This is a genomic window from Chryseobacterium carnipullorum, from assembly GCF_003815695.1.
Taxonomy (GTDB): domain Bacteria; phylum Bacteroidota; class Bacteroidia; order Flavobacteriales; family Weeksellaceae; genus Chryseobacterium; species Chryseobacterium carnipullorum.
The window spans coordinates 5151218-5164885 of record NZ_CP033920.1 but is presented as its reverse complement, the minus strand read 5'-3'; the positions used below and the strand labels follow the sequence as shown (position 1 = coordinate 5164885).

Annotated in this window: 12 protein-coding genes; 4 read left to right on the top strand and 8 right to left on the bottom strand. The window is 39.0% G+C overall.

The window, feature by feature from the left end; all coding sequences use genetic code 11:
* Positions 1–19: 19 nt before the first annotated feature.
* The 5 genes from dnaJ to proS all read right to left on the bottom strand — a co-directional run bounded on the left by dnaJ (position 20) and on the right by proS (position 6617).
* Positions 20–1141, bottom strand: coding sequence for a molecular chaperone DnaJ (dnaJ, locus tag EG346_RS23340; protein ID WP_073336789.1), 1122 nt, complete (start codon positions 1139–1141; stop codon positions 20–22).
* A gap of 105 nt (positions 1142–1246) precedes the next feature.
* Complete coding sequence (locus EG346_RS23335; RefSeq protein ID WP_073336787.1) at positions 1247–1783, bottom strand: nucleotide exchange factor GrpE; 537 nt, start codon at positions 1781–1783, stop codon at positions 1247–1249.
* A gap of 488 nt (positions 1784–2271) precedes the next feature.
* Entirely contained in the window at positions 2272–3600 is a 1329-nt protein-coding gene (locus tag EG346_RS23330) for an Nramp family divalent metal transporter (RefSeq protein ID WP_123882199.1), read from the bottom strand.
* Between the two features lie 114 nt (positions 3601–3714).
* Positions 3715–5022: an OmpA family protein gene (locus EG346_RS23325; RefSeq protein WP_123882197.1), complete on the bottom strand. Its 1308-nt coding sequence runs from the start codon at positions 5020–5022 to the stop codon at positions 3715–3717.
* A gap of 119 nt (positions 5023–5141) precedes the next feature.
* On the bottom strand, positions 5142–6617 hold the full coding sequence (gene proS / locus EG346_RS23320) for a proline--tRNA ligase (protein ID WP_073336781.1): 1476 nt from the start codon (positions 6615–6617) through the stop codon (positions 5142–5144).
* A 144-nt stretch (positions 6618–6761) separates the two neighbouring features.
* Between proS and EG346_RS23315 the strand changes: the two genes are divergently transcribed.
* Together EG346_RS23315 and EG346_RS23310 are read left to right on the top strand one after the other, a co-directional pair.
* Entirely contained in the window at positions 6762–7874 is a 1113-nt protein-coding gene (locus tag EG346_RS23315) for a prolyl-tRNA synthetase (protein ID WP_123882195.1), read from the top strand.
* A 57-nt stretch (positions 7875–7931) separates the two neighbouring features.
* A complete protein-coding gene (locus EG346_RS23310; RefSeq protein WP_228423876.1) occupies positions 7932–9311 on the top strand; it encodes an OmpP1/FadL family transporter in 1380 nt (459 codons plus the stop codon).
* 88 nt (positions 9312–9399) lie between these two features.
* On the opposite strand, the gene EG346_RS23305 is transcribed toward EG346_RS23310, so the two are convergent.
* Together EG346_RS23305 and EG346_RS23300 are read right to left on the bottom strand one after the other, a co-directional pair.
* Positions 9400–10125: a ZIP family metal transporter gene (locus tag EG346_RS23305; protein ID WP_073336791.1), complete on the bottom strand. Its 726-nt coding sequence runs from the start codon at positions 10123–10125 to the stop codon at positions 9400–9402.
* On the bottom strand, positions 10125–10853 hold the full coding sequence (locus tag EG346_RS23300) for a class I SAM-dependent DNA methyltransferase (RefSeq protein WP_123882192.1): 729 nt from the start codon (positions 10851–10853) through the stop codon (positions 10125–10127). Before EG346_RS23300 ends, EG346_RS23305 begins: the two co-directional genes overlap by 1 nt.
* Before the next feature lie 135 nt (positions 10854–10988).
* Between EG346_RS23300 and EG346_RS23295 the strand changes: the two genes are divergently transcribed.
* Positions 10989–12152: a THUMP domain-containing class I SAM-dependent RNA methyltransferase gene (locus EG346_RS23295; protein WP_073336773.1), complete on the top strand. Its 1164-nt coding sequence runs from the start codon at positions 10989–10991 to the stop codon at positions 12150–12152.
* Positions 12153–12218: 66 nt separating this feature from the next.
* Entirely contained in the window at positions 12219–12623 is a 405-nt protein-coding gene (locus EG346_RS23290) for a branched-chain amino acid ABC transporter substrate-binding protein (RefSeq protein ID WP_123882189.1), read from the top strand.
* A gap of 104 nt (positions 12624–12727) precedes the next feature.
* Here EG346_RS23290 and EG346_RS23285 read toward each other — a convergent pair whose 3' ends face one another.
* Positions 12728–13651, bottom strand: a complete 924-nt coding sequence (locus tag EG346_RS23285; RefSeq protein ID WP_073336771.1) for a phage tail-like protein — start codon at positions 13649–13651, stop codon at positions 12728–12730.
* Positions 13652–13668 lie beyond the last annotated feature (17 nt).

Sequence of the window (13668 nt, the reverse complement as noted above, 5' to 3'; positions counted from 1 at the left end):
AAAAGCTTCTTTTTATATTTTAGTTGAATAAATCTTTCACTTTATCAAAAAAAGTTTTTTCTTTTCCGGAAGGTTCTGCCACCATATCTCCGCTTGACATCTGTTTTTCAAAGAAATCTTTCTGCTCTTTATTCAGTTTCTGCGGCGTCCATACATTGATGTGGATGAACATATCTCCTTTTCCATAGCTGTCGATGCTTGGGAGTCCCTTTCCTGCCAGTCTGAGGATCTTTCCGGACTGTGTCCCCGGATCGATGGTAATTTTCACTTTACCGCCTACTGTAGGAACTTCTTTCTTGGTACCCAATGCAGCTTCCGCATATGAGATGTATAATTCCTGGTGAAGATTGTCCCCTTCTCTCTTGATTGTTTTATCTACTTCCTCTTCAATAATAACCAATAAGTCTCCCGGAATACCTCCAAACGGAGCATCATTTCCTTTTCCTCTTACATTAAGCTGGATACCGTCTCTTGCACCAGCCGGAATATTGATTGAAATTTCTTCCTCATCTTTGATCAGTCCCTGAGCATTAGCTCCTGCAGGAATTTTATCAGCAACTTTTCCGATTCCCTGGCATGTACCACACGTAGTCTGTGTTTGCATCTGTCCGAACATCGTATTCATTACTTTCATCTGAACACCGGAACCATTACAGGTAGGGCAGACTTTGGAAGTGGCACCATCGGCCATCTTCATTTTTTTTACTTTGATGGTTTTTTGCGTTCCGTTCACCATTTCTTCAAGGTTCAGTTTGATTCTGATCCTAAGATTCGAACCCTTTACCTGCTGGCGTCCGCCGCCACCACCAAAACCACCGAAGCCTCCTCCGCCTCCGAAAATATCTCCAAACTGACTGAAGATATCTTCCATATTCATCCCTCCACCGAAGCCTCCGCCTCCGAAACCACCGCTACCACTCATTCCGGCATGGCCAAACTGGTCGTATCTTGCACGTTTCTGATCGTCGCTCAGTACTTCATAGGCCTCTGCAGCTTCCTTAAATTTTTCCTCAGCCTCTTTATCTCCCGGATTTTTATCAGGGTGAAACTTGATGGCCATTTTTCGGTATGATTTCTTTATCTCCTCAGCCGATGCAGATTTACTGATCTCAAGAACTTCGTAATAATCTCTTTTTGACATATTCTTATAATTGATTATTGATAAATGATAATTGATGCCTATTGCTTATGGTTTAAAAACCCGCTGTCAATCAATTATCTATCATCATTTATCATTTATTTACTATTAGTTTCCTGTTACTACTTTAGCAAAACGGATCACTTTATCACTTAAAGTATATCCTGTTTCGATAACATCTACGATTTTGCCTTTTAGATCTTCCGAAGGTGCAGGAATCTGGGTAATTGCCTCATGGAAGTCTACATTGAATGTATCACCTGCCTTTACTTCCATCGCTTTTAAGCCTTTTTCGGTAAGTCTGTTTTTAAATTTCTGATAGATCAGTTCTACTCCCTGAAGATCGGATGGATTTCCGTTTTTAGCAATTTCTTTTAAAGCTCTTTCAAAATCATCCAGAATTCCAAGCATAGAAATCATCAAATCCTGGTTGGCATACTGGAAGAACTCCATCTTCTCTTTTGCCGTTCTTTTTTTATAGTTTTCGAATTCAGCGTATAATCTGATGTAACGGTCTTTCTCTTCTGCCAAAAGTTCCTCTGCAGAAGGTTTTGCTGTCACATTTTCCTCAGCTGCCACTTCGTTCTGAATGTTGTTTTCTTCCTGATTATTGATGCTTTCTTCGTTAATATCCTGATTTTCCATAATTCAATATTTATTTAAATAGTTGTTTGACAAAGAGCCTGCCAAATAGAAAAAATGGACATTAAGGCAGAAAAAACCGAAGCTAATTGTCAGTTTTGACGGTAAGTAATTCACGATTTTTAAATGTGAAAAGTGAATTCTGCATCGCAGGTCAAAAGGTGACTTCAGGTCGTAATTATCATTTACTATTGACGATTCACCATTCACCATTATTTCTAGTGTGAAAAGTGAATTCTGCTTCGCAGGTCAAAAGGTCACTTTAGGTCGTAATTATCATTTACTATTGACGATTCACCATTCACCATTATTTCTAGTGTGAAAAGTGAATTCTGCATCACAGGTCAAAAGGTGACTTCAGGTCGTAATTATCATTTACTATTGACGATTCACAATTCACCATTATTTCCAAATGTGAAGGTCAATTCTGTTTCGCAGTTCAAAGGTCAATCCGGGTAGGGGGCATTTATTCTCCGTTTCCCAATTTTCTATTACGCAAATGTCTGATACAAAAGGTATAGGTTTAAAACAATGATCACAATAGAAATAACCCAGACACAGATTTTCAGGAATGGCTTATTCACGAATTCTCCCATTTTAGCTTTATCATTAGTAAACATAACGAGAGGAACGACAGCGAAACTCAGTTGCATCGATAAGATGACCTGACTTAAAACCAATAAGTCGGTGGTTCCCTGTTCACCATAAAGAATAGCTACTATCAAAGCTGGAATCACGGCAATCAGTCGTGTGATCAATCTTCTCAGCCATGGCTTTAGTCTGATATTTAAGAAGCCTTCCATGACGATCTGACCTGCTAAAGTTCCCGTGAGCGTTGAGTTTTGTCCTGATGCCAGCAAAGCAATTGCAAATGCTATACTTGCCATAGAAGCCCCCAGAATAGGAGTAAGCATTTTATAGGCATCATGAATATCTGCCACATGCTCATTTCCCGTAGTATGAAAAGTAGCAGCAGCCAGAATAAGGATGGCTGCATTGATAAAGAAAGCCAGCATCAATGAAACGGTGCTATCCAGTGTGGCAAATTTTATGGCCTCTTTTTTTCCTTCCCGGTCACGCGTATAATCTCTGGTCTGAACAATACTGCTGTGCAGATACAGGTTGTGCGGCATGACCGTAGCCCCTAAAATTCCGATAGCAATATACAGCATTGCCGGATTTTGGATAATCTCCTTCTGAGGAATCAGGCCACCCAGTATTTCATTAAAAGCAGGTTGTGAAATCACGATTTCATAAATAAAGCATGCGAGAATAATGAAAATAAGGCCGCCAACAATACTTTCTATCCATCGGAAACCTTTAGCCTGAAGCAAAAGTATGATCAAAACATCTACGGTGGTGATGACAATTCCCCAGGTAAGCGGAATATGAAAGAGGAGATTTAAAGCAATGGCAGAACCAATCACCTCGGCGAGGTCGCAGGCAGCAATCGCTATTTCACAAAATACCCAGAGCATAAAATTGGTTGTAGGACTAAAGTGATCACGGCATGCCTGTGCTAGGTCCCTTTCGGCAACAACTCCTAATTTTACAGAAAGGTGCTGTAAAACCATGGCAAAAATATTTGAAATAAGAATAACTGAAAGCAAGGTATAGCCGAACTGAGCACCACCTGCAATATCTGTGGCCCAGTTTCCAGGATCCATATATCCGACAGCAATCATCAGTCCCGGGCCTGCAAAAGCCAGATATTTTCTCCAGAATGATCCTTTTTTAGGAACTTTTATAGATGAATAGACCTCCGGAAGAGAGTGGGCTGTTTTATCTTTACGCCAGGCGTTATTTAAATTGAAATTCATAAATGTTAGAAATGACTAACAAATCTACTTAAATAAATGTAAATACGAAAGTCAGGTGAAAAAAAAATCCCGAAAACTAATTTTCGGGATCTTATTTTTATGCGTTCTAAAGATCTACTTTGCAAATCTTACAGACATTTTTCTATCTGCAGCTCTTTCTGCATCAGAAGCTTTAGGATCAACCTTAGCAAATTTGCTTCCGTAACCTTCTGCTTCCAGAACCTGAGTTCCAACTCCAGCTTTAGCTAAAGCAGCTTTAATAAACTCAGCTCTTGCTTTAGATAATTTTACGTTGTTGGCTTCGTTTCCTACTTTATCAGTATAACCTCCGATTTTGATTTTTGCCTCCGGGAACGCTTTTAAAATCGCTACTAAATTGTCAAGCTGCCCTTGAGAACCTGCCTCCAGTTCAGTCGAACTTCCCATTTTGAAATTCACATGGTCAAAATCGTACCATTTATCTTTTAATGCAGCGTCATCCGCAGCATTTTTATAATTCCCTGATTTAAGGAAAGTAATCATCTGATCTTCCATACCTCCTTTATAACCTTTAAGCATTACACCGTTAAGATCGATGTTTTCATCTGTCTTAGCCATTGGTGTTGCAGTAGATGCAGAGGTATCTGCAGGAGTCATAGTCGCGGCTGTATCCGTTTTGGATGCGCTGGAATCAACTGTAGTTGTCGTCGTAGTCGTCTGTTTCTTGTCACATTGTTTCCAAAGGAAATAAGCGGCGGCAATCAAAAGTAAAAGCGGAAGCAACCATTTCCAGATTGAACCTCCGCCTTCATTATTATTTCTGTCAGGATTGGTTCCTGTAGCTGTCGTACTTCTTGTAACTTCTATTTTAGGCTCTTCGCTCGGTGTTGGTCTAACAGCATCGTTGTCATTATCAAACCTGTATCCTTTAGCCCAGTCACCGATATTCAGAGATGCCAGAGAAAGTCCTGCTGGAAGAAGCGTAGAAACAATTCCTTTTTGCTCACCCAACAGATTAGAAATTCCTGATTTATCTAAATTATTATCAGCAGCATACTTTCCGATAGAACCTACCGTAGCCCCTGTTACTAAATTCAACAGTGAACTTGACGAATTATTGCTGATTCCTGCATAAGTAGCAATAGCATTTACTATTCCACTGATTTTGTCTCCAAAAATAGAGGTCAACAAATTGGAAATAACAGGGCTGCTGGATGCACCTCCTATTAAATTTCCTAAAATTCCGCTCGACGAGGCGTTGGTAATTGCATCCAAAACTCCCGGCTTGTCAGAATTATTTGCTAAGCCTCCTACAACTGCAGGGAGTAACCCTCCAATTGCTTTTGAAATACCGGATTCACTTTCCCCAAACTGAGAAGCTGCTTGTGAAACCAAAGCGGGACCTAATTGTCCTTTAATTAAATCAATGACATTTAAAGACATAATAAATTATTTTTTTTGATTAATGTTAAATAAATTTAAACAAAAATCTGTCCAAAAGTCACTTTTTCTTGAAGATTTATTTATTTTCCCGCAAATATTTTCAAAATCAGCAAAAGTTTTTAATACGCTTTTGCGAATAATACTCGTCTTTTAGACGGCTTTCCAGTTACTAAAGAAATACCTTCTTCAACATCATCATCCAAAGGAATACATCGGATTGTTGCCTTCGTTTCATCCTTGATTTGCTCCTCTTCTTCTTCAGTTCCGTCCCAATGCGCATAGATGAAACCTCCTTTTTCTTCAAGAACCTTTTTGAATTCTTCATAAGTATCAACTTTTGTGATGTTATCCTGTCTGAAGTTGAATGCTTTTTCATAAAGATCTTTCTGAATGGTCTGCAATAATTCTTCGATATAGGTATCAACACCTTCAATAGAACGAAGTTCTTTAGTCAGGTTATCTCTTCTTGCAATTTCCACAGATTTGTTTTCCAGATCTTTAGGTCCAAGAGCGATTCTTACCGGAACACCTTTTAATTCATATTCAGCAAACTTCCACCCTGGTTTGTTATGAGTATCGTCATCAAATTTTACTGAAATGCCTTTTGCTTTTAATTTAGCGACAATATCTAATGCAACTTCACTGATCTGTGCCAATTGCTCTTCTCCTTTAAAGATCGGAACAATAACCACCTGGATTGGAGCAAGGGTAGGAGGAAGTACCAATCCGAAATCATCAGAATGGGTCATGATCAAAGCTCCCATAAGACGCGTGGAAGTTCCCCATGAGGTAGCCCATGCATGTTCAATCTTACCTTCTTTATTGGTGAATTTTACATCGAAAGCTTTCGCGAAATTCTGCCCTAAGAAGTGAGAGGTTCCTGCCTGAAGCGCTTTTCCGTCCTGCATCAATGCTTCGATACAGTAGGTATCATCGGCTCCTGCAAATCTTTCAGATGGTGTTTTTACCCCTTTTATAACCGGCATTGCCATGAATTTTTCTGCAAAATCGGCATATACATTATTCATTTTTTCAGCTTCTTCCAGTGCTTCATCCTTGGTAGCGTGAGCTGTGTGACCTTCCTGCCATAAAAATTCTGCAGTTCTCAGGAACAAACGGGTTCTCATTTCCCAACGCACAACATTAGCCCACTGGTTAATAAGAATCGGAAGATCTCTGTAAGACTGGATCCAGTTTTTGTAGGTATTCCAGATAATTGCCTCAGAGGTTGGACGAACGATCAGCTCTTCTTCCAATTTAGCATCCGGATCTACAATAAGCTTGTGTGGATTGTTCGGATCTGTTTTTAATCTATAATGGGTAACTACTGCACATTCTTTAGCAAAACCTTCTGCATTTTTCTCCTCGGCCTCAAACAGGCTTTTGGGCACAAAAAGCGGGAAATAAGCATTAACGTGACCTGTTTCTTTGAATCTTTTATCCATTTCATCACGCATTTTTTCCCAGATTGCATAGCCGTATGGTTTGATCACCATGCATCCTCGCACTCCAGAGTTTTCAGCTAAGTCAGCTTTTACCACCAACTCATTATACCATTTGCTGTAATCTTCGCTTCTTGAGGTTAATTTTGCCATTATTTTTTAAAATTTTTTTAACTTTTGTACATTATTGTAATCTAAAAATAAAAATCTATTTTTGATAGATTTTTCTACCAGTGTTTTGGTACATTTTTGGTACAGATTGCAAATATAATTTAAATTAAAAATCTTTACGTTATCATGAAAAAAAATATACATAAAAATTTGCTCGGTTTGTTAAAGTCCAAAGGGATTTTGGCAATATCAGGTGGATTGCTGCTGATGTCTTGTGGCGTCCAGATGGGAGGATATACAGAGACAGATGGGGTATACTACGACCCTAATAAAGATACGCTGCCAGAAGGGGTGATCATCAATAATGGCGGAAACAGAGTTGGAGAAAACTATGATTACTATCAGGACTCTAATGTAATACAGAATGCACAGGCAAATTCCAAAGAGCAGGAAAACAAATACAGTACATGGAGTGACAATAACTGGAATACCAATGCTACCGACTCAGACTGGGGTGCTTTTGCAGGAGCTCAGACCAATTTTTACGACAATTCCTGGGGATCTCCTTGGGGATGGTATGGTGGTTATAGTCCTTATTGGGGGATGAACCGTGGCTGGGGCTGGGGTGCATCATTCGGTTGGGGCGGATCATTTGGCTGGGGTGGATCATTCGGCTGGGGCTGGGGAGGCTCTATGGGCTGGGGAAGTCCTTACTGGGGATATGGATATTCTCCTTATTGGGGTGGATATTACGATCCATTCTGGGGAGGAGGTTACGGTAACCCATATTGGGGCTGGAATGGCGGCTACTGGGGTAACAGCTACAGACCTATTTACAGAAGAAGCAGTGGCGGAGGATTCAGTAATCCTGGCTTGACTAATGCAGTGTACAGAACAAATACCAGCAATGGTGGCTTCAGAAGCAGTAACGGAAACGGTTTTCAAAATAATAACGGAGGCTTCAGAAACGGAAGTACCAACGGTGGTTTCAGAAACGGTTCCAATAGCGGATATAGAACCAATGGTTCAAATAATGGAGGTTTCAGACAAGGAAATATGAATGGAGGTTACAGAAATCAGCCACAGTCTGGTGGATTCCGAAATTCAGATTCTCAGCCAAGACCTAATTACAATTCTCAGCCTAACTATAACAACGGAGGTTTCAGATCCAATGATGGAGGTGGCTTCAGATCTAATGGCGGTTCTTCCGGCGGTGGTTTTAGAGGCGGCGGTTCTTCCGGTGGTGGTGGCGGTTTCAGAAGTGGCGGCGGAGGCGGCGGCTTCAGAGGCGGTAGATAATTTCAAACTTAATAACTAACTATTAAAAAAATAATGTTAAAAAAATCTTTAGTATTAATGAGTGTTTCTGCAGCATTTTTTGCGCAGGCTCAGGATGTTTCTATATTAAGAAATACTGTAGATGTTTATTCCAGTACTCCAATGGTGGGTTCGTCGAAATTTAATGCAATGGCTGGAGCTAACGGAGCATTAGGAGGTGATGCCAACTCACTGCTTACGAACCCTGCAGGTTTGGGTGTTGCCATTTCCGGAGAAGTTTCCGGAACGTTGTCTATCGCAGGAAATAAAAATAAAAGTACATGGGCCGGATCTACTGTTGATTACAGTAAAACCAATACAGACCTCGGAAATGTAGGAGCAGTAATGTCTTTCCCTTTAATGACAGAAACCGGATGGAAATTTATTAATATTGGTATTAATTATTCCAATCAGTCTCTTGATAATTATGTAGAATCTCCGGGAAGTAATGATGTAATCAAGGATTTCACTGACAAGAGTGCGTCATTTGCAGGTCATGCTTACAACCGATACGGAAACCTTTCTAAGACAAGTTTTGGGGTAGGGGCAAACTACAATCATAATCTCTACATTGGAGCAGGATTGAATTTCTTCAATGCATCTATTGATCAGTATGATACCGCAGCTTTTAAATCATTGTCTGACGGATCTATGGAATATTTTGACAGACAGAATACACCTTTGTTTGAAAGATCTTCAGGTTTTTCTGCCTCTTTAGGGGTGATTGGGAAGCTAAGTCCTAACTTCAGAATTGGGGGTGCTATCGAAACGCCTACATTCTGGCGTATAGACAGAGATTACAGATTCTATAATGATCCGGACTTTGGAGACGGTACAGGTACAGAAGCAAGAGATCTTACTACACCGCTGAAAGCGACAGTGAGTGCTGCATTTGTAGCCAGTAAAAACTTTTCATTGAACGTAGATTATACACTTGGGTTAACAAGACCTAAATATAAAGTCGTTACAGGGATTGAAAGCGAGCTGAACAGCTTCTTCAAAGATAACTATAAGAATGTATCAGAAGTAAGAATTGGGGCAGAATACAGAGTGAGCCAGTTTAGATTGAGAGGAGGTTATTCATACGTATCGAATCCTTTCGATGCTTTAACAGTAAGTCAGGTGAATCCTGATGCTTCTACATCTGACCAGTCTTACAGCAATATGATGCTTAACAGCAGAAATCTTGCTTCAGTAGGTTTGGGATATGATTTCAAATCATTTTATGTAGATGCATCTTATCAGTATATCACCTCTAAATATAGCAATCCTTTCTTAAGAGGTATTGAAACTGGAAATCCTGCTACTGATACAGCTTATTATTCTCCAGACAGAATACTTTCATCTGATTACTTTGCCGTTTCAGAGGTAAAAAACAACAGAAATAACTTCTTTATTACATTCGGCTGGAAGTTCTAATTCCAGATTGTGTAATGAGTGATTAAATGGAGGCTCCGGATCTTACGATCCGGAGCTTTTATATTTTCGTTGAATTAAATTGAACTATTTAATGAGAATGTCCCGCCACAGGATGATGATGGAAAAGATGCATGATCAGCGCTAAAGAAACACCCAGGATCACAAGTCCTATCTTTACCCAGTCGATATTATGATTCTTATTGCTTTCAAAAATAATCACTGAAGAAATGTGCAGGAAGATTCCCCCTACGATAGCCAGAAAATAAGGCTGAAGATTAGGATTGAAATAGTTTCCAAGCAGCATTCCCATCGGAGAAGCAAGAGCAAAAAGAGCAACAATCAGTAGAGAAGGATAAGGTGAACTTTTCGATTCATTTTTCCTGTTGAACAAAAAGGCTCCAAGAATAAAAGAAATAGGGAGATTGTGAAATACAATTCCCAAAAGATAGGGTGATAATGCTTGCTTTTCATTAGCCAAAGGAATTCCTTCAATAAAAGCATGGATAAATAAGCCTACCATCAACGCCATAGGAAGAATGTTATTTTCACTGTGATGGTGAAAATGTCCATGCTCGAAACCTTTCGTTAAAGCTTCAAGAATCATCTGAAGAAGAACACCGGCGATCACGAAAATTCCCAGGCTGCTTCCTGCTTCGGAAGTATAGACCTGTGGGAAAACTTCATTAAGGCAGATGGTAATCAGAAATCCGGCACTAAGGACCAGTAGATTCTTGGCCAGCTTTTCTTTTTTTCCGAAATGCTTACCGAGAAAAACTCCTGTAATAACGCTTAATATCAGTAAAACGACTGTTATCATGCCTTTTTCTTAAATAAATTGATACAGCGTGGTGAAACCTCACGGTCAAATTCATTCAGTTGATAATCACCCCAGATTTTCACTCTTTCAAAACCGCAGTCAGTTGCATAGGAATGAATAGTTTCCAAAGTATGAAGTTTTACTTTTTCAAAGAAATGAAAAGATTTTCCCTCCGTTTCAAAACGAATATCCTTGATAATATGTCTGCCTTCAATCTTTTTCAGGATCTTAAAGTCGATATCACCACGGGTTATAGTGGTTTCCGGCACTATATTTTTTCTTACAAATTCTTCATTCAGATAATCGAGAACAAAATATCCTCCCGGTTTAAGAGCATTATAAACCGACTGAAATACTTTTTTATCATCGCTTTCGTTATCAAAGTATCCGAAACTTGTAAATAGGTTGAACACAGCATCCATAGGATCTGCATCAATCGGGTTTCGCATATCGTGAACATTGAAAAGAAGCGTTTGGGTTTCAAACTGTTTGTCGAATTCAATACTTTGTCTGGAAAGATCAAGTCCCAATACATCGTATCCCAATTTATTCAAAAAAACAGAGTGTCTTCCTTTTCCACATGCCAGATCAATAATCTTGGATGAAGGCGGTAACTGAAGGTCTTCAGTAAGCTTCGTAATGAAATTTTCGGCTTCCGTATAGTCTCTGTTACTATAAAGAAGATGATAATAAGGTGTATCAAACCAAGATTCAAACCATTCCATAATGCAAAAATAACTAAATTTGTGCGGTTAAAAGCAATGTATTTAAATATTGAGAGATCGAAAAATTCAATTTATTGTAAAATTGAATATATAATCTTTTAGTTATTAAGTTGTTAAATCTTTTAATTATAATTTATGGACACAGAAAATCTAAAGATTCAGATAAAGACATTCTTCGGACTGGAGCAGATTCTTGCTGAAGAAATCAAAAAATTAGGCGGAAAGAACGTTGAAATTAAAAACCGGGCAGTCAATTGTGAAGGCGACCTTGGTTTTCTTTATAAAATTAACTACTCTGCAAGAACAGCATTAAAAATATTAATTCCTGTTTTTGAATTTAAAGCATTTAACCAACATCAGTTTTACAACAAACTTTCTGCCATTGCATGGGAAGATTATATGAGTGTAGATCAGTCTTTCGCCATTGATTCTACTGTAAATTCTGAAACATTCAAGCATTCGCAGTTCGTAACTTTAAAGATGAAGGATGCTATTGTTGATTATTTTCAGGATAAATTTCACAGACGTCCTGATGTAGAAACGAAAAGTCCTGATATCAAATTCCATCTTCATATTGACAGAGAATTAGTGACTATTTCTTTAGATTCTTCCGGAGATCCTCTGTTTAAGAGAGGATATAGAAAAGATCAGGGTGAGGCACCTATCAATGAAGTATTGGCAAGCGGAATGCTTCAGCTGGCTGGCTGGGATGGAAAAGGAAACTTCCTTGATCCGATGTGCGGTTCAGGAACTCTTCTTATTGAGGCTGCTATGATTGCAATGGATCTTCCGGCACAGATTTTCAGAAGAAGATTTGCTTTCCAGAACTGGGCAAATTATGATGCAGATCTTTTTTCAAAAATCAAAGAAGTTAGGATAAACAGAGTAAGAGAATTTACAGGAAAGATCGTTGGGTATGATATTGACAGCGGTATGCTCTATGCTGCCAGAACGAATATCGAAGCGGCAGAAATGGAAGATGTGATCGAATTGAAAACAAAAGATTTCTTTGAATCCAAAAAAGAGCTTTTCCCGCTATTAATGGTTTTCAATCCGCCTTATGATGAGAGAATATCCATTAACGATGAGGATTTTTACAAAAAGATAGGGGATACATTCAAGACCAACTATCCTAATACATTAGCCTGGCTGATCTCCTCTGATCTGGAGGCTGTGAAGAAAATTGGGCTACGTCCTTCAAGAAAGATCAAACTTTTCAACGGAAAGCTGGAAACGAGATTTTTACAGTATGAAATGTACGAGGGCACGAAAAAGCTTCATAAAATCGAAAAAGAATAATTTTCAAATAGAAACCTTCCCGTTACGGAAGGTTTTTTTATTTTTGTTTAAACTCAAATTAAAAATATGGCCTGGGAACTTCTCGAAATTTTAGGAAATGTCTTCAATCTGCTGGATCTTCTTCCCAACGGCTCATCTTCTGCGGACCTGAACTATGGTGACAGAAAAATAAAAAAGAAAAAATCGAAATATTTTACTGAAAAGGTAAGTTTTGCTTTTTTAGCGGTCTCCTCGGTTTTGCTTTTTTTTGTGTTTAAGGACCCATTGCCTGCGGAACATTATACACAGACTTTAGGGGTAGCTTCTCTGATAGGGATAGCCATTTCAGGGGTGCTGTTCTTTCTGCTGTATATTATGGAGCTTTATTATTTTAAAAGCCTTTTCAAGCTTTTGTTTTTCAGTGGATCTGTCATCTTGTTTTTTATTTCTCTCACATTGTGCGTTTACTTTAAATCCGGCTTGTTTATCTAGGAGTAATCGTACACGTCAGTACTTTTGCTTACCATTTTAATTTAAAAATAAAAGCTCCCTTTTAAAGGAGCTTATGAACTTTTTTATATCTTATCACCACAAATCTATAATGTCGTCTTTGTAAACATCTGTACAGACATATATCCTCTTCCCCAATTGAAATTCGGATCTACCGTAGACCACATATTGAATCTTATGGTTGAAGTATCTGCAGTGGGTTCTACATAGCCATTTAAAGCATAAGTTATATTGACTGGTGACGCTGTATTGTTGATAACCGTATCACCTACAGTAGCATTTACAGAAGCCATTCTTGAACTGGCATTAGTCGAAACTGCAGGAACCGTATATTTTCTTGAACCTGCGGGAAGTTCTGTTCCATTCTTTAAAAATCTGATTCCAAAGTATCCGCCGAAATTCGTAGATACGGTTGTTGTACCCATAGGAACACTATAGGTTGTTACCAGTTTTGCCTGTGTGAAAGCGGGAATAGTTATGGTGACACTTAATCCTAAATTAATATTGTTCACCGAAGTTGTCGCTGTTACGACCTGATCGATAGGTGCGGTGGCTGTAACATCAAACACATTGTCGAGTTTCCAGGCGGTCTTGTCCCGTTGCTGATACGTAATCCACTGAGGTGCAGCAGGAGTTCCGTAGTTGGTATAGAAACCTTCTTCCATGTTGGTGGTAACATTGGTGTTATATACAATAAGACCTTTGGCCGGAGATGGAATGGTGGTGCCGTCATTAGGTGCTGTCAGAATGACGCGTGGAATAAGCATTCCTTTGTTGGTAGCATCGATCTGAAATTTGGCAGACGAATCTAAATTGATAGTTCCCAAAGCGGCAGAGCCGGTACTGGTAACAATAAAGTCATTGGCTGTTTGAGCTGCTGTGGGAGAGGCTGCATTATCTTTATTACCGTCTACGTGAAAAGCTCCGTTAGGATTATTGGTTCCTACGCCAACCTGTGCATACGAGAGAAAACTGAAGACTAATGAAATTGCTGCTAAATTTGCTTTCATAGATTGTGAATTTTTAT

Bases quoted from the DNA above. Each gene is read 5' to 3' on its own strand.
- EG346_RS23325 (WP_123882197.1), bottom strand. From the start codon at position 5,022: ATGTCTTTAAATGTCATTGATTTAATTAAAGGACAATTAGGTCCCGCT.
- dnaJ (WP_073336789.1), bottom strand. From the start codon at position 1,141: ATGTCAAAAAGAGATTATTACGAAGTTCTTGAGATCAGTAAATCTGCA.
- proS (WP_073336781.1), bottom strand. From the start codon at position 6,617: ATGGCAAAATTAACCTCAAGAAGCGAAGATTACAGCAAATGGTATAAT.
- EG346_RS23335 (WP_073336787.1), bottom strand. From the start codon at position 1,783: ATGGAAAATCAGGATATTAACGAAGAAAGCATCAATAATCAGGAAGAA.
- EG346_RS23290 (WP_123882189.1), top strand. From the start codon at position 12,219: ATGGCCTGGGAACTTCTCGAAATTTTAGGAAATGTCTTCAATCTGCTG.
- EG346_RS23295 (WP_073336773.1), top strand. From the start codon at position 10,989: ATGGACACAGAAAATCTAAAGATTCAGATAAAGACATTCTTCGGACTG.
- EG346_RS23300 (WP_123882192.1), bottom strand. From the start codon at position 10,853: ATGGAATGGTTTGAATCTTGGTTTGATACACCTTATTATCATCTTCTT.
- EG346_RS23310 (WP_228423876.1), top strand. From the start codon at position 7,932: ATGAGTGTTTCTGCAGCATTTTTTGCGCAGGCTCAGGATGTTTCTATA.
- EG346_RS23330 (WP_123882199.1), bottom strand. From the start codon at position 3,600: ATGAATTTCAATTTAAATAACGCCTGGCGTAAAGATAAAACAGCCCAC.
- EG346_RS23285 (WP_073336771.1), bottom strand. From the start codon at position 13,651: ATGAAAGCAAATTTAGCAGCAATTTCATTAGTCTTCAGTTTTCTCTCG.
- EG346_RS23315 (WP_123882195.1), top strand. From the start codon at position 6,762: ATGAAAAAAAATATACATAAAAATTTGCTCGGTTTGTTAAAGTCCAAA.